Consider the following 24517-nt stretch of genomic DNA (forward strand, 5'->3'; position numbering starts at 1 on the left):
GGTGGGGTTAAGCTTGTGCGTTCACAGCCTCGACGGCTTTGGTTAATACCGCTTCTGCCTGACTTACGGCATGACCGATTTTGACACGTACGACTTTTTTATCGCCAAAACGATCCATGTCTTTCACCGTTTGATCCGCTGCAATCAGTACAAAATTCGCTGCAGCAATATCTTCTTCCGTCAGCTTATTGACTTGTCCCATAGCTCCCTGCTGTTCCACTTTGATCTCATATCCCAGTTGCTGAGCTGCTTTCTCCAATGCTTTGGCGGCCATAGGGGTATGGGCGAGACCTGCGATACATGACGTTACACCTACGATTTTCATTATGACACCAGTCCTTCCGTATATTGATGAAGCAACGTATATACATCTTCCGGCTGTACCGCTTCTACGATGGCCTCTTTGAATGAATCTTCCAGCAGTAAGGTGGCAAGTGAAGAGATGATTTGCAGATGGGATACGTCTACATGACCTTTAGGCACAAGGATGGCAAAAATAAATTTTACCGGCTTGCCGTCATGAGATTCCCAATCAATGGGCTCCACCAATCGAATGACCATCACTGCCGGACGTGTTACAACTTCACTCTGGGTATGGGGAATTGCAAAGTGATCCTGAAGTCCGGTGGAGTAGACACGTTCGCGTTCCCACAGATCAGCCGCAAGCTGTACACGGTTTGTAGTGATGCTGTAACGTTCTGCCTCTGCGGATATGAAATCCAATACGTCCTCTTTGCTATGCAATGTCTGATCGAGATAAATCTGATTGGTTGTAATCATGATTGATGTCTCTCCTCCTCTCTCTATCCAATACGATAAGCGCTTACAAGATCATTGTAACGAATTCCTTCACAACCTTGGAGCTAGAAAATTTCCCCTTCGAAGCGGAAAAACATTAGCGCATAGATGGGCATGCAATGAGACAACATGCTGGAATGACAAAAACCCCGAGTCGTTTAGACTCAGGGCAGGGTTCAGCAGGTTATACAACAACGGGGCTGCACAATAATAACCGGACAGCAACATATCATATTTCATGGATACCCGATCTCAATATTGCTTTGTCCAGCGCTGCATAGCTGATCGAAGACCGTAGTATGCAGCGGCGAGCAAAACGAATCCGGCAACAGCCATGATCATGGCTGTTGTATCCCAGCGAATAATAGTTCCAAAAGCAACCTTGGATTGCAATGGGTTACCGTAAGCAGCCGTGTTTGTCAGATCAGGTACGTAATTCATAGTCATAATCATGCCTTGAACAACATTCCAAGCTACAAAACCAATGATGAATAACAGGGTAACGAGAACGGATTCCATCGCTAATCGTTTGTTCATGCTTGTCACTTTACCTCCTCTTCCCAATTCAATTAGACAAGAAGTGCTGCATCTCCTGTTTGAGACGATCTTTATTGGCATCCACATACTGATACAGCAGGTCGAAGCTTTCTTCGTTATCGGATTGCATGCTTAAATTGCTGGCTTCCAGCTCAATGTGCTGTAATACCTCATGAATCTGTTCCCCGTGTGTTTGCAGGCTTGTCGTGATGTCGTCTTCGGACAGGCCATTTACATTATCTCGTAATTGCCCATGCGTTACGCCACTTTCGGACAACATCTGTTCTATGTTCTTCAGGATCACGCTATCTGCATCATTACCGATCTGCTCCATCGCTGCTATTGTCTCACCGAGATACTGCCCGCTGGCATTCTCAAGGAAACCGGTCATCCCGTTCATGGACAGCTCGGTATCCAGATCAATGATTAGAATGATATCTCGCAATACTTGCGGAAGTTCCGGCCCACTCTCTCGAATCGTCGCAAATTCAGCCCGATAAACGTCCATGGCAACACTCCCCACCACTTCTTCACCTGACATCTCCTCAAGCTGATCGAGTGGTAATAATTCCTGTAGTTCTTCTTGTAACTTGTTCATCTTTCTCTGCCTCCTGTATCTCTCTGTCTATATATACGCCGACACGTTATTACATCATAGCAGAATACGCGATACAAGTTGAGTGCTTGCTGTTATGTATGCTTCTAAAGATATGTCTCTGCAAAGTTAAACCAGTTCGCCCGTTCAGGCTGCCGCAATATGTACACGCTGCACATACGATCAGCCTGAATAGCGGACACGCTGAGCGTTAAGGTGTGACCCCGGAAATCAGAGTACCATTCTGATGCAAGGTTACCCTGTTCCACACATCATAGGAAGTCTGCGTTGGACGGAAGGAATAGTCATTATTTTCGTTGAAATTGCTCCAATTATCCTTGTGAATACGCAGCTGAATGTCTCCCGTCTGACCTCCCGCTGGCAGAGACCCTGCACCCGAAGTAAAACCAATCTCGACATAGGTATCTGCATTCGTGCCCGTGATACTTCCAATGCTGGTTGTGATGTTGGCTGCTCCGATCTGTGCCCAATCGATGACTGTATTTAATCCCTCGGAGCCATCTTTTGTGAAGTAATAACGGATCTTCAAACCACTCAGGTTCACAGCGGATGTACCATTGTTTTTGATATTAAAATAGGGCTTGATATGATTATTCGTTGCATCGCTATCTGCCGCACGATATTGTAGAACCAGATTCGACGTTGGCGTGGTTGTACCCGCCTGTGGTGTCGCACTCACCTGTACCGAGCCTGGGCTACTTCCCGCGCTGTTCACGGCTTTGATTTTGTAATAGTACGTGGTTCCATTCGTCAGAGACGTATTGGTGTAGGTTGTGCCGCTCACATTCGTGGCTACATCCGTATAGGTTCCTCCGCTTGTTGTCGCACGCTGTACAATATAATTCGTTGCTCCGGGTGATGCGCTCCAGTTCAAGGTTATTTGTCCGTTCCCCGGCGTGGCTGTTACACCTGTGGGCGCAGCCGGGATTGTGACAACTCCTCCACTACCGTTATCTGGAACCGGCTGATATCCAGGGGTGGTATAGATCGTATTCAATGCAGAGGTTGCGAGTGTACCGTTCGGTCCATTGACCACGGTCTGTCCCCAATCGGTCAGGGAACCTGCTGGACCGTTGTTCAGATCAAGGTATTCTACACCGCCCCCGTTACCGTACCAGGACCAGGCTAACCAGCCAACTCCCTTTTGCTGTGCGTAGCTCAAGATCGTGGCTTCATCCACATCACCACTGGTGTGCTTAAATCCAAATTCACCTACAATGACAGGCACGCCAATGGCCAGCGCTTGATCAATGTTGTTTTTGACCGTTGCTGCATCACCGCCTGCGTATTCATACATATGAATGGAGAAGATCGTGTTTGCCAGCGGATCGGCATTGAACACATCCAGTCCACGATTAAAAATCGCTGTAGGGTACTGCCCCCATCCTGCGGTATCCACAACAAGCGTATTTTTGATGCCCGCCTGACGGAGTTCAGGAATCACTTGTTGATATCCATCCGCCCATACCGCGGTTTCCCATGAACCGTACCATTCATTCGCAATGTTCACGATTACGCGATCTTCCTTGCCAATCAGGGCATCCTTAATGCTGATAAAATAATCCGAGGCTTTTCGCAGTTCTGCAATACTGTCCGATCCGGTGGCATCATGTACTTCCAGCATAACGGTTAATTGGTACTGGTCACACAACGCCAGAATCTGCTCCACATCCGCCAGTGAATCTGCCGTCCAGCGACTTCCGTTGGACAAGACAATTCGCACGGTATTGGACCCTGTCGCAGCAATGGCCGGAATGGCCGCTTGCAGATCATTTTTGAACCAGGTATGGGCATGATTCACCCCACGCATGACAAAAGGGGTCCCTGTAGCATCCAGCAATTTGGTACCGCTTACATGAAATCCTTTGACAGGCCCGCTTGCAGCGGAAGCTGGATGAGGTGAGTACGCCATAGACACCAGCATGAGTGACAGAGAGAACAGCATTGCTTTCCGAACCATGTTTCCAATACGCTTCATAACAAAACCTCCTTCATGGAATGGGTTAAGCTATTCACACGGTATGTAGACACATAGAAGCCATACAGATCAACGACATGGATTATCTCATCACTCACCTCCTGGACACTCTTAATATACTATAAAATGTCAGAAAGTGTTGGGATTATCTAGAAGATTTTAAATGATTTTATATAGAAAAAGACATGACCTCATTGAACTGGATCATGCCCTTTTATTACATACCATCTATGTGTTGAATTTACTGAACGGGACTTTGATATCAACAACCCCCTTTGGCTCAAATGATTTCGTTTCCTGCATTCTATTCCACATTACCTGTGGAGTGCCCTTTAGGTCTGTTCCGCTCTGAACGTTGCCAATCCAGATGTCTTCTGCTCCCGGATGTTGTAAATAGTGCCTGAGCGTTGCTTTGATCAGAATAGACGAATGTAAGTCCAACACCTCATCCAGTGGTATCCAGAATAACTCGCCTTCATCCGAGGGCACAAAATGTCGATGCGTGGTCTCTCCGAAATATACAAACTGCTGCCAAATCTCACCACCGTTAACCTCCAACAGAATATATCGAAGCCTAAAGTGTTCGACATCCTCTTGCTTGAACCCAGTCTCTTCTTCAATCTCCCGATAGCTGGCGCTCATGGGTACGTTCAGTTCCCCTTGTTCCAGATGTCCGCCAATGCCACCCCAGAATTCAAAATCAAACAATCTGCTACCCGCCTTCTTCATCATCAGCATGTCTGAGCCATTGCTCAAAAACGCTGTAGCCATCTGTCTAATCTCCATATGTTCCTCGCTTTCCAGACTGTGATTATAGGAATCTACTTGTCTATATAACCGTCTTCTAAAGCAGTTTCTTCAACTCACTTAGATGCTCAATCGTATGTAAAGGACCCGACGTGATGCTATCCTGCCACGGCTGGTTGACCTTGATCCAGATGGTGCTCATGCCTACGCTTGCTGCTCCCTCAATATCGTTCACGGGATGATCGCCAATGTAAATGCATTGCTCTGGTCTTAGACCGAAATGATCGAGCGCAAGCTGAAATATGCGTGGATCGGGCTTTTTGACTCCTGCCTCTTCTGAAACAATAATATGGTCGTAATCCTCCCGGATACCGAGTTGATCAATTTTCCCATACTGAATATCGGTCTGCCCATTGGTAATTAACCCGGTTTGGTATTTCCCCCGAAGATGCTGAACGACTTCTCGCGCCTGTTCCATCAGAACTGAACTTCTCACATACTCTCTGCCATAGAACTCCATCAGTTCTGCATGTGGCGGATGTTCTGCCCAAGGCAGTTCATTCAACAACTCGTTGAACAGAAGGGGTTTGTTCTTATAACCATCTTCATCGAGCTCAATGATTCTTTGGAGGATATCCTCCGTGGACTCAAGATGGGCAAAGTAGGTTTTAATCAAACTCCGAGCGAAACCGTCAAAGGTCATTGTTCTATTCAGAATTGTATTATCCAGATCAAAAATAACGGCTTTAATATGATCCATCTTCCTTCTCCCCCAATTCCAGTACATGCGTTATCTTCTCCATACTTGTCACTTCTCTGAATCCCAAGTTGTGATAAAAAGATCCAGCAACCGGTTGATCCGTATACAGAACCAGTCGAGCGTAATGATTTTTCGCTTTTTGAATAACCGCATCCATCAGCCTGCGCCCAACCCCATGTCTTCGAAATTCTCTCATCACATAAAGCCTGCGAATTCTTCCGGTATCAGGAACTTCAGAATAAGGATCTCTGTTCAAACCGCAGATCCCAACCACCTTATCACGCACTCTGCATTCAAAAAGAACTTCATCTTCTTGCTCGAATGTATTGATTCCTGTCTCATATTCATGGATTAATCGCTCGATATGTCTGAACCCCTCACTGGAGCTTTCGGCCAGCATCGCCACTAAATCGTCATGATTCCATACCGATATCTCCTGTATCCGCATGGTGTAACCGCCTCCATCATTTTAAATCAATGGTACACATGCAAACCCAACCATACATTGAACGATGGCCGGGTTTATCTTGTAAAGCTCATTCTCATTTTTTCTTTTTGTGATAGTGATAACCCGTGCACAGACCCTTTTGTTTGGATTTGGCTGAACAGTTATGTCCACCGTTCTTATCCAGTCTGCCTGGATGAGCATAAGCGGAAGAGGATATACCAACAAGTACGACAAGAGACAGGATTACGATAACAACCTTTTTCATAAGTCACCCTTCGATCAACACCCTATGCTTTAGGGCTTAATACGTGCTATATCATTCTACATGAAAATCCACAATTTGGATATCCTTCATCTTTTTAGCTGATCCATTCTCATAAAATCTTAAATTGCTTCAATGCATGGGTGACTCCATCTGCACTTGCCCGCAGGGTGACATTATTGGCGCTTTGTTTAATTCGTTCTCCTCCATTTCCCATCGCAATTCCGATTCCCGCATACACTAGCAGATCCACGTCATTCTCCCCATCGCCAAAGGCCATTGTATCCTCTCTGGATATCTTCAGGTAGTCGAGAACTTTCTCTGCGGCTATGGATTTGCTGACTTCGCTCGCTTCCAGCACATTCACTACATACGGATGAAATCTCACGAATCGTATAGAAGGAAATCTGGATTGGAATTTATCCGTCTCCGCTTCATCCGCATATAAGCAAATGCAATATACGTCCTGTTCCAACGTGCTGATTTTCTGCGGGGAATTCATGAGTCCAAGCGTATCTCTTAAGGCGTCAGTAACACGACCATCTGCTGTACACAACCCGTTCGTATCAAATGACTCTGTAAAATATGAAATACTGTGCCCGTGCAACTCGGCAAACTCACTGAATGCTCTAACCATCCGTGCTGAAAGTACAGACTTATGTATCACTTCATCACCTGCTTTGATCAATGCTCCGTTGGCCGAAATAATTATATCAATTCCGAGATTTCTGAATTCTTCGCATAAATTATAGGGCCTGCCTGTGACGAGTACGACTTGAACGCCTTTACGAATCAACTCCCGGATCGACTCAGCTGTACGCGGTGATAAACTCCGATCTATTTCGCTCAGCAATGTACCGTCCACATCAAAGAATACAGCTCTAATCAAATTGTTCTTCCTCCTCTGTCTTCAATTTAAAAAGAGCAAGTACAGAATAACCTTGTTTGGTCTTCCTGCACTTGCTCTTGCAATTAACGGGTCTGAACATCTTGGGTACGTCCCATGTACCATGATTGAAATGATTTCGCCGTATCCAGGGAAATGTCATGTGCCCGATGATGCAGTACTGGTTTGGCACGGTTTACCGTATGAATGGAAGCCACACCGAACCAACGCTGTAACACATTACGGGTGATCTGCACTTCGATGACTTTCTCACGTTTGGAGATGAAGAGGGTCGAAGTGAGCGCACCGGTTCGAAGTTGAATGAAATTCTGATGCAGAATGTATCGGGTATGGAAAAAGTCCATCACTCTGCATGTTGCAATCCACACAAGCAGAATCGCGGAAATCATCCACCAGGCATGCTTCTGCCCAAACACCAATGGTTTGAAGTACCACAATAAACCCGTGATCATGATCCATCCCCAGCTTGGTTTGAGCAGGCGCAGCCATAGTGATATTCGTGGAAGTTTTTCCATCTCCTGCGTAACCCGATAGGATGGCAGGATCTCCTCAATCAGGGTATAGGCTTGCTTCACAGGCAAGAAAGGATAGAGCGAGTTCACCTCCTGCTCGGATTCCCCCAGACTACCTGCAGTGGCCAGTTCTACTTCCGCTAATCCAAGCAGCCTTTTCATCGGTGACTGTGTAATTTTCACGGCCTGGACTCGCTCTTTCAAGATTGAAAATGACGTTTGCTCCATCATGCCCTTCGAGATATAGATTCGCTTGGCATCCGAGGTGATCTGGAAATTGCCATACTTTACAAAGGTTCTGACTATGCCCAGAGCAATAGATATGATCAATAAAACTAAAATCATCAAACCGGCAATCCACCAGGAATCGAGCCAGGTTAATAACAAACTTTCCGTTACTTCTTCATCAGGGAAGAAGTCCTTCACCCAGGAATAGAGCGTAGCCAGGACCGGAATCAGTACGAGAAAACTAAGCGAGGTAAAGGATGCTTTGAATATGTCCTTGCGGGTGGAATGATAATGAACAACCCGTTCCTGTTTTTCTTTTGCAGGTAGAGACATGACTTCATCAGTTATAAAAGGTTCGGATTGCGCCTCTCTCTCTTCCATAACCTGAACTGCATCCAACGTATCATGTTCCTCTGTTGCTCCTGCTGTTTCTGCTTCTTCAGCCATATGACCTGCTACAATCTTCTCCAGCTGTTCTGCTTCGGAAAGTGAAACAACGTGTAACTGAAAGGTAGCATCTTCTCCCTTAATTCCGGTCTCGAATCGAATCGACGTCACCCTGAACAAACGATGAAACAGCGTTGTATGACGATTCACATTCTGGACCTTGGTATACGGTATCGTCCTTCGAGTACGGTTGAACACACCACTGTAGATGTGAAAGGCCTTAACGTCTGCTGTATAACGAGAAGTAAACCACTTCAAGATGATTGACACGATGCCGATGGAAATACCTGCATAAAAGGCGATTCTTCCATAGAATATCCATTGGGACTCCGAGCCCTGACGGAAAACAAACAAAAACAAGACGATGGCGAACGAATTCTTCACCAGTTTCCACAGACTCCACAGCATCGTTAATGGATGATGTCGCTTCATATCGATCATTCGTCCACCTCATTAATCCGCGCATAGGACGCAATCTGATGACGGAGTGCAAGTGCGACTTCCTCTGGCAATGCCGGGATTTCATGCGATGAACCCATCGTGCCAACCGATACGGAATAGAGTCCATATTTTCGCATTAAAGGTCCCTGATTGGTCGTAACCGATTGCACTTTCGCCATGGGGATGATCTGATGTACCTTGGTTAGCGCCCCACGCTTCAGTTGCAGGAACTCCTCATTCACATCATAGTACCAATGCTTGTATAACCATGAAGGCTGGATGAAAATATCCCACACCGCATAGAGCACAGATATGGCCGTAAAGCCCCACAAAATCCAACCAATCCACGTCTTCCATCCATAGATGGAGTCGAGTATTAACAGTACGGCAAGGATCAAGAAACCTATTACATTCCATATGATGGCGCTAATTCTCCACAAGTTTACCGCATGAGGGGACAGCCGTTGCTCGGGTGTATTCCACTGGATTGACATATGTTCACTCCTTTTGTCCTCGGGTACATAAAAACACACATGATACAATGTACGAACAATCGTTCACGATCGATGCAAAAAGATAAAGAGATGGCCCCTATACAATACAGGTCGTCATCTCTTTTGTTCATTTCATTTTACTTTAGTGCATGTTCAAAAAGACTGGTTTTCAGTACCGAGAAGATGGGATGAAGCTAGAAATGGAGTAGCGGAGCGTAGGGAAAACTACGTGAGCAACTACAATGTTTCCGAAGGAAACATTCTTCGTAAGCCTCCCGCTTATTTCGGCTGAATTCCATATTCGATGCTGATGATGCCACTAGGCATCCTTCGTAATCAAAAGCGGGCTTTTTGAACAACCTCTATAAAATCCTGTACTTCACACAGCCAAACCATATGATCAGTTCCTTCGCCCCAGTAGTTCTTCGCCACCACATAGGGTTCACCGAATTTACGTTGCCACTTCTTCTGTGCGATCTGGTAACCGCTATCCAGGCAGAATTGCTGAATTCCCAGCCGTTGCAGTTCAGTAACCAGTGCGAGAATGAGCGCCGAACCAACCCCCTGTCCTTGAACTTCGGGCAACACATACAGGCTACCCAGTTCTCCGATCTCGTTCAGCCGGCCCTCTGTACATTCTCGAATCTCCTTACCACACGGTCCAAACGAGATTGTGCCTACAATAACATCTCCCATTTTGGCGACGAGGAAAAACACACTTGGTTCTATGTTGTCCTTTGCTTGCAATGCCATGTGAATCATCGCTTTTTTGTGTGATATTTCATTCTGGATATCATCCAGAAGCGAGCCTATTCCCTCCTGATCAAATGCTGCGGGAATGGTTGTCTCGAACACCTGATACACTCCATCTGCATCCGATCGCGTCAAAGGTTCAATGGTAATTTTGTCATCCACAGGTTCTTCTCCGTCCCATATACCTTCTTAATCTATACGTCGCTGAATCAGTCTTCTTAGTTGATTCGCATCCTCAAGAGGAATGCTATATCCAGTATGCGTGTCTTCCTCGTTTACTAACAAGCCTTGCATCTTGGGATCCATTCCTAGTGAAAAATCATACCTTGTTATGGAGCTGTCCGCATTTGTTATGCTCATCTTGTACTGCGTACCATAATCAATAATACCCGGCATACGCTCTGCCTTATGTATGGCCTCCATCATGATTCGAATCTCGTCAGATCGATCAAACACAACATCTTGGCATGGTTCCAAGGCAAGGTTGGGATTACACGTTAAAGTGATCAGTACAGGAAGCCCTTCTTCCGCGTTCGATTCATTCGGTTTGCTACACCCTGCAATGAACGTGGCAATGACGACTATGAGCAACACGCCTATATATCTCACCATACTGTGTTCCTCCCGACTTCGTGTTAATTAGACAAGTAATGAACAGAGAAGTAATAAATACAGTATATAATGAATAACTCAACTGCACTAACTATCTATATTCATATCAAGTTACGTAACTCCGGGTCCCATGAAGACAACATAGAGATCAGTCGCTCTACGGTCTCTTCCACGAATACCTGAACTCTCTCACCCGTGATGAACTCAGGAGTAATTCCCGGTTCTTCCCCATTAAGAAAAGAAAACGTGTGGTCACGCCAGCGTACAATCTCATCAGCAGTTAACCGATCCGTCATGTCAAAACCCGGTGAACTGTTGAGCACCTGCCATACCTTTTCGCTCCAACTTGAACCTTGATAGAGATTGAAATCGATCTGGTCCGTCTCCTGGTAATATAAACGCGCTAGTTCATCCTTCGATCTGCTACTACCTGTATGTTGATCTACCTTGTTGACCCGTTCCACGAATTCAGGATGCACACTACGGAACCAGTAATAGTCTGTCAGCACATGCATAAAGTATCCTCGCACAAACCACTTCCATCCTTCATCGGTAAGTTGTTGCATATAGAATGAGTAGAGATCCTTCAGTTCACCAACGTAATCTCCATCATCTTTCGGGTTAAAATGGGTGTATTCCTTATCATCTCTGGTTGTACCTTCGCGCATATGTATGGAATCCGGGGCGATATTCCCCAGATAGAATGAACCTCGATCAGCCTGCATTTGCAGCGAGTTTGCAATCAGATTAGCAATATTGAGATGAACCATAGGTAACGGCATAGAGTTAATCTCCTTTTAACGGGAAGTATTCTACTATACTTAGTAAAAAGAAACGATATAACCTACTGGTGCAACGTACAGATCACTGGAATAGTGAGACTTCGATGTTCCACCTTTTTTTCACCGTAGATGCGTGATTATCCCTGAATTCTCTCCACTTGCATGCGGTCAAACAGCTGCTCCAGATCCGTATGGTACTCCGGATGCTCCTTCACAAGAAGACTAATGTATTCCGACCCACACTCATAGAAAATCAAGCGGTTAAACGGGGCTGTGTCTCCCATATGATTGCTTTCTTGTCCAAATTTTGCCCGAATCAGATTCTCAATATAACGCGCGTAACCCTCGTTCCACTCCAACCAGCTCCAATACTCGGCTTGTTCTTCATTTAATGAACGGAACAGTGCCTTTCTAGCTGTGTGTACTAGTGTGAGGTCTTTACTCTTCAAAGCAGACAACAATGAGTTAATCCGTTCCACAACGACTTCATCTTCATACGGAAACTCATAATCCAGTTCCCATGTTACGCGCTTCAGCTGGTCCATTTTATGCTTAATTTGAAGACGGTTGACGATCCGTTCATCATATTTCTCATATACATAACAATGAACATATTCGTGGAACAGATAAACTTTCTGCTCCAGATCTTTGAACGCTGCATCCGTTACAATCGCACACATTCGTCCGTTCATATGATGCACCGGCATCGCAGCAAGGCATTCATCTGGAATATATAAATCGTCCGGTACCGTCTTCACCCACTCATATTGCTGCGTTTTGGACGAATAATCATAGATATATAATAAAGCTTCATAGGCTACAACCACTGGATAATGTTCTGCAAATAAAGGATGTATGCTAACCAAGTCTTTTTGAAGCTCGTTTAACTTGTTAATTTGCTCTAAAAAAGCTTCCATGTTATGAACCTCTCTTTACTGGAATGATGCGTTAATCATACTAGAATAGAAAAGATAAAACACTGAGAGAAAAATGATAATTCTGTTCGAATGTGACCTAGTGAACGTTAAAAACGCTCTCCAATCTAAACTTTTATGATTTGGTCAAGATTCCCTGATCCACGGATTTCTGAATAAGCTGCTGCGCATACTCCCACAATGTTTCGGAACCGTTCGCAATCTCACGGTTTCTGTTTAATACCTGATCACTTGTAATGTTATATTTTTGCCACGTATCTCCCTCATTCTGATGATTGTGGATCAGAGGCTGCAGCCGATCAAGAGATGAGGCAAATTGTGCTTCAGGCGTCTGCTTTGCTTCAAACTCTAACCATAATTGGAGTAGTTCTTCAGCCTGTTCCTTAGGCAACATACCAAACAGCCGATGAGCCGCTTTGAGTTCACGATCATATTTATCCGTATTCCCCACCGTATCGTAGGCAAAAGTATCTCCCGCATCGATCTCAACCAGATCATGAACGAGAAGCATCTTAATGACTTTGAGGATATCCACATCCTTGTTGGCATGACTCAGTAAAACCAAAGCCATCATCGCCAGATGCCAGGAATGCTCCGCATCATTTTCAAGCCTCTCACCATGGATAATTCTCGTCTTTCGTTCAATCGTTTTCAGTTTATCAATCTCAATGAGAAAGTGAATCTGATCTTGTAATGATTCGCTCACAGCACATCCTCCTTCATTATCCGATACCCATCTATGTGGATAGATCATACCAGTAAACTCTATAGTTAAAATCGAGTGACATCCCCACACCTTGTGCCAGACGAATTGAGCCTGCATTGTCCGGTGAACAATCCCAATACGGATGTATGCCTACACGACTGCATTCATCTACAAAAGCTTTTGCCACCATCGCACCATAATTTCTTCTTCTGTAGAGTTCAACCGTTTCAATATCAACCGCATGTGTCTGATCTGCAATAAATGCCGAAAGGCAAACACTCGCGATATCATTGTTATGCACTGCAATATAACCAAAGCCATGTTGTAAAAAATCATCTATTGTCGTCCAAAAGTGAGAGATTTTATTTTTCAGGAGTGGAGAATTGTTATATCTTCTCTCTCCTAATAGTACTTCATCTATCCCGAGAATTCTGACTTCCTCGTCCTGTGAAGCACATATGTCGAGAGGTACTTGCTGACTTATCGAATTTGGATTCAACTTGAATACATGCTGACTATCACTGGAGATCTCTCTTTTCCCCGAGATGTGCTGAAGAACATCTTCCCAGGTTTCATCCACCACACCAATTTCAACAGCATGCATATGTAAGTTCAATAATTCAGGTTCAATACGTTCCCGCATGTACTCTTTCAATTCTTTCAGAAAGGGTTCACTTCGGGAATCTCCGATCAACTGAAAACCAGATTGTCCATGTATCCAAATTAGTGCTGCTGTTATATTCTCTGCATCATCTACATAGATCCGTCCCGGATTCAAGCCAGACGCCACCGCCTTGACTTCAATATTCTGACACGAGTCCGTGAGATGTTTTACTTTGTGGAAATCATGTTTATTAATCTCAGTAATCATAGGTTCATTCCTCCTATAACGACAGCTCAGGAATTATTACATCAAGCGTGTAATCAAACCAAGTATATATTAAGCAACTCTTGAATCCTAAGATTATGCTTTTCCAGCCAATTCATGTTCCTCTCAAACTGTTCAATCATAAATGTGAAGTTGTGTTCAATCGTTGCTCCGGCATAATGCTGACCAATATAGAAATGAAGTACTGCTATATAATAGATTTTTGTAAGTAAAGGTAAGTAACTAAACTCAAGCGCTGAATGCTTGCGTTCACTGCCATATCCCTGAAGAAAGGACTCGATTATTTCCATTGACCCTTGGGATTCCTGAACCACATGATTAAAGCTAATTACAAATTCCATAAAAGCAGCATCCACACCAATAAAATCAAAATCCAGTACGCCTGTGATCTCCTCATTCTGAGCCAGCAAATTATAAATCAACAAATCATGATGAACCAACTGTTGTGGTAATATCTCTAACTGCAGATTAGAACTCTTAATTTCTGTGATCATTTTCTGATAAAAGGTAACCCTTGAAACTGATAATTCAAAAGGTAGATTTTCATAAAAAACCTTAATCGATTGACGATTAGCCAACGGATGAATTTCGTACACTTTAGTAAATGAAATTCCCCTGTAAACTTGCTTGCCTATTGGGAACCCTTGCATTCGTGTCGAAAACTCACCCACCAGCTGCCCAAACTTCTTAGATTTGTCTACGCTAGACAATTGGGGTACAGTACCTTCTAGAAAGGTAGTAATAGCCGCAAGCGTCCCGTCTTCTAATAATAAATAGTGTTGGCCATCTATAGCACTATGAAAGAGTGGGATCTGAAACGAAGAATGAGTGCTTTCAAGGAACGCTGTCACTTTACATTCCAGTTCAATACCATCGATCGTTTTGAGATGTCTGTTATAGATACGAACGATAAACCTCTGTCCTTGTATTTCAAGGATTTTGGTCGTATTCGTCAAGCCAAATGGAACGGCTCCCAAGGTATACTCGGTATCTTCGAAATAATGAGAAATGATTTCATTAAATCTTATATTCATAGATTCTCGTCTCTTCATCATCAAGCAGATATCCTTTACCGATATAGGCCCAGTTATTTTTTTCATAATAATCAGTCAGATCAGTACACAAATACAGCTTGTCATACCCTTTTGTTTTCACCTCATTCAATGCATGGGTCTGGAGTTGTCCACCCAGGTTCTGGCCCCGATATTCTGGATCAACATGAAGACATGCAAACCAGGGAAAGAGATCCTGCCTGCTATTCAGATCGCTTCGTAATAATGCGTACCCACCGATAATTCGGTCTCCGTCCAGCATCACATAAAATCTTGGTACATCACTATCTGTCTCCACAGAACGCTCTATACAATCCTGATAGAAATGGAAGCTTGATTCCGAGCCCCATTGTTTCCAGAAATACTGTACCGCCTCTTGCAGCACGTCCGGCTTCTGCCGAATATCAAAAATTTGCAACATGTTAATCTCCCTTCACGCTTTTTGCTTTCGTATAGGATCAGGTGTCCAATTCAACGTTCAGTTCACGCACAAAAATAGCCGTCCCCTTCATTCTGACATCCATATCCTCACCATCCCGAATCACACTCACTTGAACCTTTCCATCTCTTCCCATCTCATGCCCTTGCTCTACCACAAACTGTACCTCATCAATCTCCGGTTTCACATAGGTTAAATAATAAGCACCCATCACCCCGGAGGCTGTTCCAGTCACTGAATCTTCCGTCGTACCAGAGTAAGGTGATGAAAAATGTCTGGCATGCATCATGGCATCGGAATCACGGGTTTTGAAACAAAAGGGATGTAGAGAAGCTTTGGGATTATCAATTAAAATTCCTGGGAACAGGGAAGAATCCGGTTTCATTTTCATAAAAGAGTTCAGTTCACGAATCGGGATTAATAACGTCCAGGTTCCTGTACTTCCATAAACGATTGGCGTGGAAAGGTCTACATCATCCAGAGTGAGGTTTATGGCGCTTACCAGCTTCTCGATATCCCCCTGGAACGGTATAAACTGCGGCTGATCATGTTTCATTTCCATGTAAATGGTGTCGGCATTGCGCTCAAATCGTATGGGTAATGTACCTACATTGGTTTCAATCGTGATTAACTCTTTGTCACTCAACATCCCACGCGTCTTCAAACCATACATTGATGCCATTGTGGCATGACCACACAGATTAATCTCATGGCCCGGCGTAAAATAACGTAATCTGACGTCAGCTACTTCAGAGTTCAACACAAATACCGTCTCATTAAAACCAACCTTATAAGCGATCTGCTGCATCTCCGTCTCACTGAAATGATCCGCATCAAAAACCACTCCTGCCGGGTTCCCTTGGCCGGGAACTGTAGAGAAAGCATCATAATGATAGACCGTAACATCACTCATGATTAGACCCACTCTCTCTGTAATCTAAGCGACGCACATTTCCATATAACTCTACGCTTTCATCATTAATTACAACCCCGCCACCATCTTGGCACGCATAAACCGCCGTACGATTAACACGGGTATACTTACTTAATGAATTCAGGGTGTCTTCCGAACCATCCCAGTGCGGTGCGAATTCAAAATCAACGAGTCCCAGTGCTCTCATATCTTTCAGATCTACATTGTTTTCATCTGCATCTTCCCCATACCCTGCTATCTCGATCGTAGGTGTAGTCAGAATACTACCTGCGCTGACCCCAATCAGAATGCCGCCACTCTTCACATAGGAATGCAGCAAACCAAACACATTTCTCTTCTGTAATAAACTTAGAAAATAAAACGTATTTCCGCCGGATAGATGAATCGCATCACATTCGAAAATAGAGCCAAATGTTCTCTCCTCATACTCCAGATCAAGATCGTAATATTGAATGTTATCTATTCCTACTTGATTGTAGTAACGTCTAGTGTGTTCAAAATACTTCCGCTCCGGGTCGGAGCATGAAGGGATATATCCGATGGAAGGCTGTTCACTGTTGAATAAGCTTCGTATTCTCTGATCCAATTTATCGTTAGATTTGAATACCAAATCACTTAGCAGAACCAATGTAGTCATCTTATTTCCTCCCGTACCTATTAGACTGACTTAAACTCTCTATCCAAAATCGAGAAAAAATACTGGTCTGTCCACTGATTGTTCCACCATAGTTCTTCCTGGTAGACGGCCTCCCGTGTCATACCCACATGCTGCATCAGTGCTGCTGAGCGAACGTTTTGTGAATTACACATGCCGACGACCTTATGAGCTTGTAACTCTTGAAATGCAAATTGTAACAAAAGTCGGGTAGCTTCACTCCCGTATCCGTTGCCTGCGTATTCTGAAAGCACACCGTATCCAAGTTCCCAGCTTTTTCGGTAATCCACATAACTCCACATCTGAACAATACCAATGGGTGTATCTTCCGGATCATTCAAACGGCGTATAACGAAATCATAGGCATAGGGTTTCTCTTCTGCGACAGCAAAATGGCTGCGATATTTTTCACGGACCTTTTCCTCATCCGTTTCAACAGTTTCCTCAAAGCTCCATATGTTTGTGTCACATTCAAGTTGACATATGAAGTCGAGGTCCTGCTCTGTGACTGTTGTTATTCTTACCTTCTCTCCCACAAATTCCATGTGGATTCATCTCCTTTGTGTTATGCCATCATTCCCATAGACTACTGCATCAGCCCGTTAATATATCTTCTGTGACTCGCAGATGCTTCTTGAACCCACAAGTCCAACTCTACTCTACTCACAAAAAATTTATCCTGAACCTTAATGAACGGAAACATTCTCCCATCAAAGAAACCTGCCACCGTGAAACTCCCTTGCTCAGCCTTAATAATACTCATTACCTGTTCTTCAGTCATACTCAGATACTCGGCAGTTTCTTGCATCGTCAATAATACTTTATCACTTGGCACTTCTTGCTCTGCTGCCTGAGTCAGTTCACTATTTCTCTCCTGAGTCGTTAGCAATATACAGCCAATAATAAACGAGATACCTAAAATGACACTGGCTAAGAGTATAGAGAGCGGAATAGATTTCATTGTTTAGGAATCTCCCATTCTGTATTAAGCAAACCTCTACCAATATTCCATTTGGCGAGCAAAGCTCTCTGTTTATTTTCCAGATCAAGGTATGGTGCTGCAACGCAGGATAACGTGTCAAACATATGGATAAAATGAGGTCCTTCCTTGAAACGTCGAAGGCCGCCATACTCTTCATCATCCGCTGCCCATACAATCTTTTTAATACCCGACATTAATATGGTACAAGAACACATAGGACAAGGTTCACAGGTAGTATAGAGCGTCAGGTCTTTCTTCGTGAATCTCTTGTTGTCTACATCCAGCAAATGTTTTCCTGCCCCACGAATGGCATCCACCTCAGCATGTGCGGTGGGGTCGCAATCTGAGAAGACTCGGTTCCTGCCTTTACTCACGACATTCCCATCCACATCGACGATTATCGCACCAATCGGATACGTCCCTTTAATAAGTGATTGTTCTGCTTCTTCCAGAGCCAAAGTCAGATAGTCATAATCCGATAACTTCATTGAAAATCCCCCTAAGTGCAGTTATAGTCGCTTATAAAGCAGATTCCTTGTGTAATGTGTAGTAAAAGAGATTGTCTACTAACTCAGTGGACTTCGAAAAGTTCAACTTTCCTAACAAGCTCTGCGATTGAATATTTGCCTGCTCCACTGTCGCTTCAATAAAATCAAGATTCATCTTGTTCCAGCCGATTTCGATAATTGCGGTTAAAGCTTCCTGCATCAGCCCTTGTCCCCAATAGGACGAAGATAAATCAAACCCAATCTCCGCCTTCGATGGCGACTCCTGATTCCAACAGTGAAACCCCGCTGTGCCTATGAATTCGCCATCTGATTTATGGAATAGACCATATCTGCATCCAGAATCATCGATGTGAAATTGTATGATTTCTTCTGCTTCTTTTACGTCACGACAAGGCTCAATATCCATAAACCGGGTTACATCCGGTTCAGCGAAATGTTCATATACAACCTGTCGGTCCGCTATGGTTAACTCTCTGAGGTTCAATCGTTCAGTCTCTACACCAGGAAAATAAGCCATGACGGAATCTCCTTTAATCGTTAAACGTTTCGGATTGTGTACTGTCCTGCTTCACCAAGAAAATCACTTTTGGTTAGCCCTTCTTCTCCGAGTAACATCCTGTAGTTCGATATCGTACCATCATGGGAAATGATAAACGTATTGCCGCTCTGTTGCCTGCACCATTCAAGAAGCTGTTCAGCTAATTTCTTGAATCGATGTGCATCCATCTGATTAATACTTTTTTTCCAACAATCCAAACCCAAATCAAGCATTCTTATGTCAGTATACTGATGGCTGAGTTCTTCCTTGGAATAGATCTGATCGCAGACGAAAGGTACAAACTCTGGATTTTGAGGAAACATTCTTGGGCCAACCAGCGGGCTGAAGAACACAAGATTTTTGTTAGGGATCAGAAGCTGTGCTGTTTCAATAGTACGTTTTGTTGGACTGACCAAAATGACGTCTTCAGGCGCAAAAACCACTTGTTTACGCAACGCTATGACCTGACTTTTTCCCAATTCAGTGAGGTCAGGGTGCAGGCAATTTAATTGTTTAGGGTAATCCATCAAATGTTCGCCATGACCATGACGAATAAATGTAATGTCCATAGGCACCTATTCCTCTATTTCTGAATGAAGTGTTTGATGCCTTTTACATCAAGGAGATTAGTCAGTTCCTTTTTCAAAAACACAGGATATACTTCCATCTGCTCCAGTTCGTCCAAGGAAAACCATTGGAAAGTTAACTTACCGTTATCTTCTAATCCTTTGAATTCAGTTTCACTATATAGCTTATGGGCTTCCGGCAATGTGATGAGATAATAAAAGCCAACTTCATGATACTTCAGACCATCATACTCAAAGAAATCTTCACTAACATATGCGAGCCTTTGCGCTTCTACATGAACACCCAGTTCCTCCATCATCTCTCGCACAATAGCCACTTCTGTTGTCTCGTTTAATTTCACCCGACCTCCGGGCAGATTCCAGAAATCATCCTGTTCAGTCGTATGCAAAAGAACTCTTCCCGCATCCATCACAATACCTGCCACACGGAAGTTGAATTTGTTGTTATTTTGTTCATACGATATATTATTGTTATCTGCAGTGGTCATCTCGCTGACCACCCATCAGCAAATCCGTCCATGAATCCCATGATGAATGAGGGAATGATGAGTACGAGCAATAAAATTAAACTGGCTATGCCCCATCTAAGAATTACTTTCCGTTTGCTTCGAACACCTATAATAATTAAGATTGCGGTTATTGCAATTAAGGCTACTCCATAAAATGTCATAAAACTAACCTCCGGTATGTATTCGTATTTCATTAAGATTACTGCAGAATCTTTTCTAGCTTATGCCTACAAGCCTCGCGGTCATAATCCGAGTTGTCCAGCCCTACCTTATCCATTTGAAGTAACCCATAGATTTCTTACTCCAGCTTCTTTCTTTCCTGCAAAACCTGTACCGTACCCTCAACACCCTGATAACCCTGTGCCTGCCCCAAACCCTGGTTCGTATAATAATTAATGAATCCCTCTGACCATTCTTTTGGTCTTTCACTAACCGCCTTATCAAATGTATAGGATATATCTTTCTGGTCGATATAGATGAGAAGCGGGTTCAGAGCATGAATGATACGCCCCAGTTCCAATACATACTGCACGTTCTGCTCTTTGGATTGATTGCATTTTACAAGACCCATAGTCAGTGGATTCTGGATAAAACAACACTCAAATATCGTGATGCAATCATCATTCGTGCTTAACACGTTTTGGGTAAACTCTTGCCACTTCTCGGTGATCAGTTTAACATTTTGCTCAAAAGGAATTTCGTAAATATCTCGGCTGAAAATATCCTGTACAATGTGATCGGGAAGTTCTATTCCCCATTGTTCTTTCATCTTACGATAAGGAATCAGGAAACCTTGATCATGGGCAATCGCATTACTTTCCAGAACCTCTCTGTATTTTTCATGTGTGGTTAATAGGTTCCCGAAATCTCCAGTATGATAAAAAGCAACACCTTCGTAATCAGCAGGGTGATCCAGGTTTCCTTCTTGAAATAGTTGTACCGTCTTGCCTTGTTCTATCAAAATTTCGGATACCATTTTGGCAACCGTCGACTTGCCTGAACCCGGTAATCCTTCAATGAGTATTAATCGCCTAGCCATCATTACATCATCCTTTAGGTTGTATAAAATTTTCAGCTCCATGATCAAGACAGTGTTCTACTGTGCTTAATCAATGTCTGCAAAAATCCATTGCGCGTTATCGCCATCTTCTTTCTTTTTCCAAAACACCATCGTATTGCTATACTCTTCGTTGTTCTCTTTTAACTCGTTAACCGTCACCACTGCCTGAAAGAGCTTCCTTTGCTCCTATATAGTTATGTCGCTCATGGGAGTAACCTTGAGAACTTTGTATCTTCCCATACCTGATATAGGAGATTTTGGATCAAAAAGATTCATATATCGCTTTTCATCCTCTTCGTATAAATAACGCATACGGGCATTTATAAGTTTGACGATTTCCAATTTGTCCCCTGTATAGTTTGTTTCATCGAGATACTCTGGTGGGATGTCGATATTTCTTCATCCTGTTGTGCATCTTCAGTGTTTTCCTGGTTCTGACAGGCCACTAGAAGTAGAAATAATAATGAAACTACGGTTAACTTTTTCATAGTCAGCCCTCCATTCAATCATGGATAATACTCCCCTGGTAAAGACCTTAAATGCCTTTTATTTAAAATAGAGACTTCCTATGTATGTAAAATTTTCTCTCAAGGTACATCATAACCCATAATGTGGAATTTGCGAATAAACGAAGTTAACCATCTCTGTTTCTATCGTATTTCGCGCAAAAAACCACACTTCTCTGCACGAGTTACATCATGCAAAGCGCGTGGTTATCAGCAGAACTTTCACTCAACTTTTGTAACCGTCCACAATCAATCTAACTATCTATCAAATAACATATTCATTATGCCGATCGCTTCAATCTGGATCTCTTTTTCTTCAGTATCCGCAAAACGGTAACTGTATGTTAAAAAAATCCCTATGTGCCCTATATGTTTGCCTTTATAATGAAGCGTCTTTTCCTCACCGTCGATCGTCTGCGTAAACGTCCTGCCATCATTCACATCATACGAAGCATGGATGTCATGTTCACTTGCGATCCACGCAACAAAATCTTCTTCGTTTGGATTGGTCATTACTAGAATAACGAGCAGAACAACAAGAACAAATGCCCGTTCTTAGTCCTGCGCCCTTCTTGCCACCATGCTGTGTGTTTTCACCCTTCATCTCGTTCACCCGTTTCTTGAACAGTAATCTCTACGTTCTTCGCCAAAACCCAACCACTCAATCCATACGAGGATGAGATCACCATGTACTTGTATTTCTCCTCGATCAGCCGGATTTGCAATTCGTCATAGGAATCATAACTGACAGGCCAAGCTTGACCCTTCCCTGACTCTAACAACTCTCGATTATAAGGGATAAAATGCTCTATTTCCCACTCATCCAGATCGAAAATAATGCTGCCATGCAGAGGTGTATCAAACGCATGGGCCATTACACCAGAGAATAAAACATCCATATTTTTCGGTACAGCATGACTTGAACGTGTGCGCATCCTGATTCTTTTGTTCTCTAAATCAACTTCGTAGCTTAATATGATGTTGTCATGCAAACTTGGCATAGTCCCCCTCCTTCCATACCTTATAAATCCGAATCAAACACCATAATATTGTTTATAGTGTGAGACCCATTCCGTTTCGGAGAAATTAACAAACTCATATGGCTCTAGGCTCCAATCCGTACAGCTGCAACAGTTCTCCCTCGTTCATACGTGTACTCCTTGCCTACTTGAGAATGTTATTTAACTCTTCCGCTTTTTTCCTGCTATCCATTCTAGCATAAAAATAAAAAGAGATGATGTGCAGCACAAGTTTTCTTCTCGTACATATAAAAAAACTACTCACTCATGAGTAGCCCCCTAGAATCCATATATTCATATAACCTTACTCAATCTCCAGATACATCTCCTGATTTTGCAGAATCATCTCATTCATGTGTGCAATAGCAGCTTGCGCTACGGTCTGATATGCAGCATATAACATCTCTGTTCTTTGAAGCAAAATCGGGTCCTTATCCAGATCCGTTGCTAACACCTCACGCCACTCTTCACCCACTTTATTTTTGTCCTTAATGAGACTTTCAATCTGTTCAAGTACATTCACCATTTCATCTAAATGAAAAAAGTGCATCCCATTTTTTATTCCATTCCAACTCTTGATCTCAATGATGTTATAGGCCGAAAACCAATAAAATTCTGCCAGACTCTTCGTGTGATTGTGATAGGAATAGAACAGAAATAAGGCTTGTTGCCCTTCGTGTAACTTTCGGTATATCTCTGTTTTGGCTGCCATATCTCTGCCACGTACCGAAACAAGCATCGGTTCAATACACAGCCAGCTAAGTTACTTTGAATATATATCATCTGGTCGAAGTCTAGCCTTCATAGTATGCTCCTCTCTATTCACCACTTTAAGGATTCTCTGGTGCTTCCACTGCCGGGTCATTCTCTCCGCCCATTCTGCGTCTGGATGTCTCCATCTTGCCTGTCGAAGGCACATGGTCAGACGCTTTAGATAATCCGAATTTGGGCATGTTGGCGTATATGGTTTCGAAGGAACCCGACTGAGCCTTGTATGTTTCATGATAGATTCCTACTGTTCCGTCAGTACCAATGGATCGGTTGAATTTTTTCCAAGCTTCCAAGTGTAATCCACCCCGTGCGTACTTCTCCAATTCATCGTACGAGCGCCAGTATTGTAGTAACGTCACCCCTCGCCAGCTTATAAAATACTCTGTACTCAGAAATCCGGTCTCTGGATTCATATACAGTTCTTTAATCATCGGACCCATGGACTTAAAGACAGGCAGCCATTTGTGTATAGCCCACAGACGATTGATCCTCATTCCGATGATAAAAACAACAAATTCTCCTTCAATTTGAGCTGAATATCTTCCTTTATGTATGTTCGCCACGTCACCCCTCCTTCTCGTCAAAAACATTCGATTTCATCGGATCTGGACGCCCCTTCCTATTCGCTCATAGGCATTCAGGGGGAAATCAAAACTCCACCGTTTGTGATATTCCTCCAGTCCCATTTCCTTCAATTTGCTTAGTTCTCTGTAAAATAGTTTAGTCAACTTGACCAAGGATAACTCCTCAGACATAAGCAATCGCCCCTCTGTGACGGCTTCCGTGCTAAAGTTATCACTCATCTCATACACCATGAATTGAACGATTACCTGCGAACGTTTCTTGATCCAGAATCGATATTCTCCAGGTTCGGTCTGCATGGTCATGGTTACCTCCGTGGCTCCTTTGTGCAATGCAACGAATTGACGTGCTATCTCATCCACCGCATCCGACAAAAAAGAAACCGGAATCTCAATCTGTTCTCCCTGATCAGGTTGAACCAGGATATCCAGCCACCCGTGCGGTTCAAGCGTCATAACGATGTCCATAGTCATTCTCCTTTATGCAATTCTATGAAGCAGAATAACTGGAAACCCATTTTCA

General features: G+C 43.5%; 33 protein-coding genes. All 33 read right to left on the bottom strand.

Going from position 1 to position 24517, the window contains the following annotated elements; genetic code table 11:
• Positions 1 to 7 precede the first annotated feature (7 nt).
• On the bottom strand, positions 8 to 325 hold the full coding sequence (locus tag D829_RS0115120; RefSeq protein WP_017689749.1) for a fructose PTS transporter subunit IIB: 318 nt from the start codon (positions 323 to 325) through the stop codon (positions 8 to 10).
• Positions 325 to 780 (bottom strand): PTS sugar transporter subunit IIA, encoded by a 456-nt coding sequence (locus tag D829_RS31130; RefSeq protein WP_017689750.1) that lies wholly within the window; start codon positions 778 to 780, stop codon positions 325 to 327. Before D829_RS31130 ends, D829_RS0115120 begins: the two co-directional genes overlap by 1 nt.
• A 270-nt stretch (positions 781 to 1050) precedes the next feature.
• A complete protein-coding gene (locus D829_RS31135) occupies positions 1051 to 1335 on the bottom strand; it encodes a hypothetical protein (protein WP_017689751.1) in 285 nt (94 codons plus the stop codon).
• A 28-nt stretch (positions 1336 to 1363) separates the two neighbouring features.
• Positions 1364 to 1933 (bottom strand): hypothetical protein, encoded by a 570-nt coding sequence (locus D829_RS0115135; RefSeq protein WP_017689752.1) that lies wholly within the window; start codon positions 1931 to 1933, stop codon positions 1364 to 1366.
• A gap of 208 nt (positions 1934 to 2141) precedes the next feature.
• Complete coding sequence (locus D829_RS0115140) at positions 2142 to 3929, bottom strand: cellulase family glycosylhydrolase (protein ID WP_017689753.1); 1788 nt, start codon at positions 3927 to 3929, stop codon at positions 2142 to 2144.
• Positions 3930 to 4157: 228 nt separating this feature from the next.
• A complete protein-coding gene (locus D829_RS0115145) occupies positions 4158 to 4700 on the bottom strand; it encodes an NUDIX domain-containing protein (protein WP_017689754.1) in 543 nt (180 codons plus the stop codon).
• A 73-nt stretch (positions 4701 to 4773) separates the two neighbouring features.
• The gene (locus D829_RS0115150; protein ID WP_017689755.1) at positions 4774 to 5436 is read right to left on the bottom strand and encodes an HAD family hydrolase; all 663 of its coding nucleotides are present in this window, start codon (positions 5434 to 5436) and stop codon (positions 4774 to 4776) included.
• On the bottom strand, positions 5423 to 5884 hold the full coding sequence (locus D829_RS0115155; RefSeq protein ID WP_017689756.1) for a GNAT family N-acetyltransferase: 462 nt from the start codon (positions 5882 to 5884) through the stop codon (positions 5423 to 5425). The genes D829_RS0115150 and D829_RS0115155 overlap by 14 nt, the downstream gene beginning before the upstream one ends.
• Before the next feature lie 94 nt (positions 5885 to 5978).
• Positions 5979 to 6149: a YHYH domain-containing protein gene (locus tag D829_RS33430; RefSeq protein WP_017689757.1), complete on the bottom strand. Its 171-nt coding sequence runs from the start codon at positions 6147 to 6149 to the stop codon at positions 5979 to 5981.
• 109 nt (positions 6150 to 6258) lie between these two features.
• Positions 6259 to 7035, bottom strand: a complete 777-nt coding sequence (locus D829_RS0115165) for a Cof-type HAD-IIB family hydrolase (protein ID WP_017689758.1) — start codon at positions 7033 to 7035, stop codon at positions 6259 to 6261.
• A gap of 83 nt (positions 7036 to 7118) precedes the next feature.
• Positions 7119 to 8681 carry a PH domain-containing protein gene (locus tag D829_RS0115170; protein WP_017689759.1) on the bottom strand — a complete coding sequence of 521 codons (1563 nt, stop codon included), beginning with the start codon at positions 8679 to 8681 and terminating at the stop codon, positions 7119 to 7121.
• On the bottom strand, positions 8678 to 9175 hold the full coding sequence (locus tag D829_RS0115175) for a PH domain-containing protein (RefSeq protein WP_017689760.1): 498 nt from the start codon (positions 9173 to 9175) through the stop codon (positions 8678 to 8680). Before D829_RS0115175 ends, D829_RS0115170 begins: the two co-directional genes overlap by 4 nt.
• A 336-nt stretch (positions 9176 to 9511) precedes the next feature.
• Complete coding sequence (locus D829_RS0115180; RefSeq protein ID WP_017689761.1) at positions 9512 to 10090, bottom strand: GNAT family N-acetyltransferase; 579 nt, start codon at positions 10088 to 10090, stop codon at positions 9512 to 9514.
• A 27-nt stretch (positions 10091 to 10117) separates the two neighbouring features.
• A complete protein-coding gene (locus D829_RS0115185; RefSeq protein WP_017689762.1) occupies positions 10118 to 10540 on the bottom strand; it encodes a hypothetical protein in 423 nt (140 codons plus the stop codon).
• A gap of 101 nt (positions 10541 to 10641) precedes the next feature.
• Positions 10642 to 11322, bottom strand: a complete 681-nt coding sequence (locus D829_RS0115190; RefSeq protein ID WP_017689763.1) for a zinc dependent phospholipase C family protein — start codon at positions 11320 to 11322, stop codon at positions 10642 to 10644.
• A gap of 137 nt (positions 11323 to 11459) precedes the next feature.
• On the bottom strand, positions 11460 to 12239 hold the full coding sequence (locus D829_RS0115195; RefSeq protein ID WP_017689764.1) for a hypothetical protein: 780 nt from the start codon (positions 12237 to 12239) through the stop codon (positions 11460 to 11462).
• Positions 12240 to 12372: 133 nt separating this feature from the next.
• Positions 12373 to 12963, bottom strand: a complete 591-nt coding sequence (locus D829_RS0115200) for an HD domain-containing protein (protein ID WP_017689765.1) — start codon at positions 12961 to 12963, stop codon at positions 12373 to 12375.
• Positions 12964 to 12994: 31 nt separating this feature from the next.
• Positions 12995 to 13834, bottom strand: coding sequence for a GNAT family N-acetyltransferase (locus tag D829_RS0115205; protein ID WP_017689766.1), 840 nt, complete (start codon positions 13832 to 13834; stop codon positions 12995 to 12997).
• 53 nt (positions 13835 to 13887) lie between these two features.
• Positions 13888 to 14907 (bottom strand): phosphotransferase, encoded by a 1020-nt coding sequence (locus D829_RS0115210; protein ID WP_193748473.1) that lies wholly within the window; start codon positions 14905 to 14907, stop codon positions 13888 to 13890.
• Complete coding sequence (locus D829_RS0115215; protein ID WP_017689768.1) at positions 14870 to 15325, bottom strand: GNAT family N-acetyltransferase; 456 nt, start codon at positions 15323 to 15325, stop codon at positions 14870 to 14872. Before D829_RS0115215 ends, D829_RS0115210 begins: the two co-directional genes overlap by 38 nt.
• A gap of 37 nt (positions 15326 to 15362) precedes the next feature.
• Positions 15363 to 16256: a PhzF family phenazine biosynthesis isomerase gene (locus tag D829_RS0115220; protein ID WP_017689769.1), complete on the bottom strand. Its 894-nt coding sequence runs from the start codon at positions 16254 to 16256 to the stop codon at positions 15363 to 15365.
• Positions 16249 to 16914 carry a Type 1 glutamine amidotransferase-like domain-containing protein gene (locus tag D829_RS0115225; RefSeq protein WP_017689770.1) on the bottom strand — a complete coding sequence of 222 codons (666 nt, stop codon included), beginning with the start codon at positions 16912 to 16914 and terminating at the stop codon, positions 16249 to 16251. Before D829_RS0115225 ends, D829_RS0115220 begins: the two co-directional genes overlap by 8 nt.
• A 20-nt stretch (positions 16915 to 16934) precedes the next feature.
• Positions 16935 to 17477, bottom strand: coding sequence for a GNAT family protein (locus D829_RS0115230; protein ID WP_017689771.1), 543 nt, complete (start codon positions 17475 to 17477; stop codon positions 16935 to 16937).
• A 41-nt stretch (positions 17478 to 17518) separates the two neighbouring features.
• Positions 17519 to 17893: a hypothetical protein gene (locus D829_RS0115235; RefSeq protein WP_017689772.1), complete on the bottom strand. Its 375-nt coding sequence runs from the start codon at positions 17891 to 17893 to the stop codon at positions 17519 to 17521.
• Positions 17890 to 18402 (bottom strand): nucleoside deaminase, encoded by a 513-nt coding sequence (locus tag D829_RS0115240; RefSeq protein WP_017689773.1) that lies wholly within the window; start codon positions 18400 to 18402, stop codon positions 17890 to 17892. Before D829_RS0115240 ends, D829_RS0115235 begins: the two co-directional genes overlap by 4 nt.
• A 31-nt stretch (positions 18403 to 18433) precedes the next feature.
• Complete coding sequence (locus D829_RS0115245) at positions 18434 to 18940, bottom strand: GNAT family N-acetyltransferase (RefSeq protein WP_017689774.1); 507 nt, start codon at positions 18938 to 18940, stop codon at positions 18434 to 18436.
• Between the two features lie 20 nt (positions 18941 to 18960).
• Entirely contained in the window at positions 18961 to 19530 is a 570-nt protein-coding gene (locus D829_RS0115250) for a histidine phosphatase family protein (protein ID WP_017689775.1), read from the bottom strand.
• 14 nt (positions 19531 to 19544) lie between these two features.
• The gene (locus D829_RS0115255) at positions 19545 to 20036 is read right to left on the bottom strand and encodes an NUDIX hydrolase (RefSeq protein ID WP_017689776.1); all 492 of its coding nucleotides are present in this window, start codon (positions 20034 to 20036) and stop codon (positions 19545 to 19547) included.
• 319 nt (positions 20037 to 20355) lie between these two features.
• On the bottom strand, positions 20356 to 21099 hold the full coding sequence (locus tag D829_RS31140) for an adenylyl-sulfate kinase (protein WP_241230783.1): 744 nt from the start codon (positions 21097 to 21099) through the stop codon (positions 20356 to 20358).
• Positions 21100 to 22216: 1117 nt separating this feature from the next.
• Complete coding sequence (locus tag D829_RS0115285; protein ID WP_017689782.1) at positions 22217 to 22624, bottom strand: hypothetical protein; 408 nt, start codon at positions 22622 to 22624, stop codon at positions 22217 to 22219.
• 322 nt (positions 22625 to 22946) lie between these two features.
• A complete protein-coding gene (locus D829_RS0115290; RefSeq protein ID WP_017689783.1) occupies positions 22947 to 23354 on the bottom strand; it encodes a hypothetical protein in 408 nt (135 codons plus the stop codon).
• A 118-nt stretch (positions 23355 to 23472) separates the two neighbouring features.
• On the bottom strand, positions 23473 to 23976 hold the full coding sequence (locus D829_RS0115295) for a DUF4188 domain-containing protein (RefSeq protein ID WP_017689784.1): 504 nt from the start codon (positions 23974 to 23976) through the stop codon (positions 23473 to 23475).
• A gap of 33 nt (positions 23977 to 24009) precedes the next feature.
• The gene (locus tag D829_RS0115300) at positions 24010 to 24462 is read right to left on the bottom strand and encodes a hypothetical protein (RefSeq protein WP_017689785.1); all 453 of its coding nucleotides are present in this window, start codon (positions 24460 to 24462) and stop codon (positions 24010 to 24012) included.
• Between the last annotated feature and the right edge of the window lie 55 nt (positions 24463 to 24517).

It is taken from the genome of Paenibacillus sp. PAMC 26794 (genome assembly GCF_000316035.1).
In the GTDB taxonomy this organism is placed as follows: Bacteria; Bacillota; Bacilli; order Paenibacillales; family Paenibacillaceae; genus Paenibacillus.

Coding starts and splice junctions, on each gene's coding strand:
- D829_RS0115120 (WP_017689749.1), bottom strand. CDS start 325: ATGAAAATCGTAGGTGTAACGTCATGTATCGCAGGTCTCGCCCATACC.
- D829_RS31130 (WP_017689750.1), bottom strand. CDS start 780: ATGATTACAACCAATCAGATTTATCTCGATCAGACATTGCATAGCAAA.
- D829_RS31135 (WP_017689751.1), bottom strand. CDS start 1,335: ATGAACAAACGATTAGCGATGGAATCCGTTCTCGTTACCCTGTTATTC.
- D829_RS0115135 (WP_017689752.1), bottom strand. CDS start 1,933: ATGAACAAGTTACAAGAAGAACTACAGGAATTATTACCACTCGATCAG.
- D829_RS0115140 (WP_017689753.1), bottom strand. CDS start 3,929: ATGAAGCGTATTGGAAACATGGTTCGGAAAGCAATGCTGTTCTCTCTG.
- D829_RS0115145 (WP_017689754.1), bottom strand. CDS start 4,700: ATGGCTACAGCGTTTTTGAGCAATGGCTCAGACATGCTGATGATGAAG.
- D829_RS0115150 (WP_017689755.1), bottom strand. CDS start 5,436: ATGGATCATATTAAAGCCGTTATTTTTGATCTGGATAATACAATTCTG.
- D829_RS0115155 (WP_017689756.1), bottom strand. CDS start 5,884: ATGCGGATACAGGAGATATCGGTATGGAATCATGACGATTTAGTGGCG.
- D829_RS33430 (WP_017689757.1), bottom strand. CDS start 6,149: ATGAAAAAGGTTGTTATCGTAATCCTGTCTCTTGTCGTACTTGTTGGT.
- D829_RS0115170 (WP_017689759.1), bottom strand. CDS start 8,681: ATGATCGATATGAAGCGACATCATCCATTAACGATGCTGTGGAGTCTG.
- D829_RS0115175 (WP_017689760.1), bottom strand. CDS start 9,175: ATGTCAATCCAGTGGAATACACCCGAGCAACGGCTGTCCCCTCATGCG.
- D829_RS0115185 (WP_017689762.1), bottom strand. CDS start 10,540: ATGGTGAGATATATAGGCGTGTTGCTCATAGTCGTCATTGCCACGTTC.
- D829_RS0115190 (WP_017689763.1), bottom strand. CDS start 11,322: ATGCCGTTACCTATGGTTCATCTCAATATTGCTAATCTGATTGCAAAC.
- D829_RS0115195 (WP_017689764.1), bottom strand. CDS start 12,239: ATGGAAGCTTTTTTAGAGCAAATTAACAAGTTAAACGAGCTTCAAAAA.
- D829_RS0115205 (WP_017689766.1), bottom strand. CDS start 13,834: ATGATTACTGAGATTAATAAACATGATTTCCACAAAGTAAAACATCTC.
- D829_RS0115210 (WP_193748473.1), bottom strand. CDS start 14,907: ATGATGAAGAGACGAGAATCTATGAATATAAGATTTAATGAAATCATT.
- D829_RS0115215 (WP_017689768.1), bottom strand. CDS start 15,325: ATGTTGCAAATTTTTGATATTCGGCAGAAGCCGGACGTGCTGCAAGAG.
- D829_RS0115220 (WP_017689769.1), bottom strand. CDS start 16,256: ATGAGTGATGTTACGGTCTATCATTATGATGCTTTCTCTACAGTTCCC.
- D829_RS0115225 (WP_017689770.1), bottom strand. CDS start 16,914: ATGACTACATTGGTTCTGCTAAGTGATTTGGTATTCAAATCTAACGAT.
- D829_RS0115230 (WP_017689771.1), bottom strand. CDS start 17,477: ATGGAATTTGTGGGAGAGAAGGTAAGAATAACAACAGTCACAGAGCAG.
- D829_RS0115235 (WP_017689772.1), bottom strand. CDS start 17,893: ATGAAATCTATTCCGCTCTCTATACTCTTAGCCAGTGTCATTTTAGGT.
- D829_RS0115240 (WP_017689773.1), bottom strand. CDS start 18,402: ATGAAGTTATCGGATTATGACTATCTGACTTTGGCTCTGGAAGAAGCA.
- D829_RS0115245 (WP_017689774.1), bottom strand. CDS start 18,940: ATGGCTTATTTTCCTGGTGTAGAGACTGAACGATTGAACCTCAGAGAG.
- D829_RS0115250 (WP_017689775.1), bottom strand. CDS start 19,530: ATGGACATTACATTTATTCGTCATGGTCATGGCGAACATTTGATGGAT.
- D829_RS0115255 (WP_017689776.1), bottom strand. CDS start 20,036: ATGACCACTGCAGATAACAATAATATATCGTATGAACAAAATAACAAC.
- D829_RS31140 (WP_241230783.1), bottom strand. CDS start 21,099: ATGATGGCTAGGCGATTAATACTCATTGAAGGATTACCGGGTTCAGGC.
- D829_RS0115285 (WP_017689782.1), bottom strand. CDS start 22,624: ATGCCAAGTTTGCATGACAACATCATATTAAGCTACGAAGTTGATTTA.
- D829_RS0115290 (WP_017689783.1), bottom strand. CDS start 23,354: ATGGCAGCCAAAACAGAGATATACCGAAAGTTACACGAAGGGCAACAA.
- D829_RS0115300 (WP_017689785.1), bottom strand. CDS start 24,462: ATGGACATCGTTATGACGCTTGAACCGCACGGGTGGCTGGATATCCTG.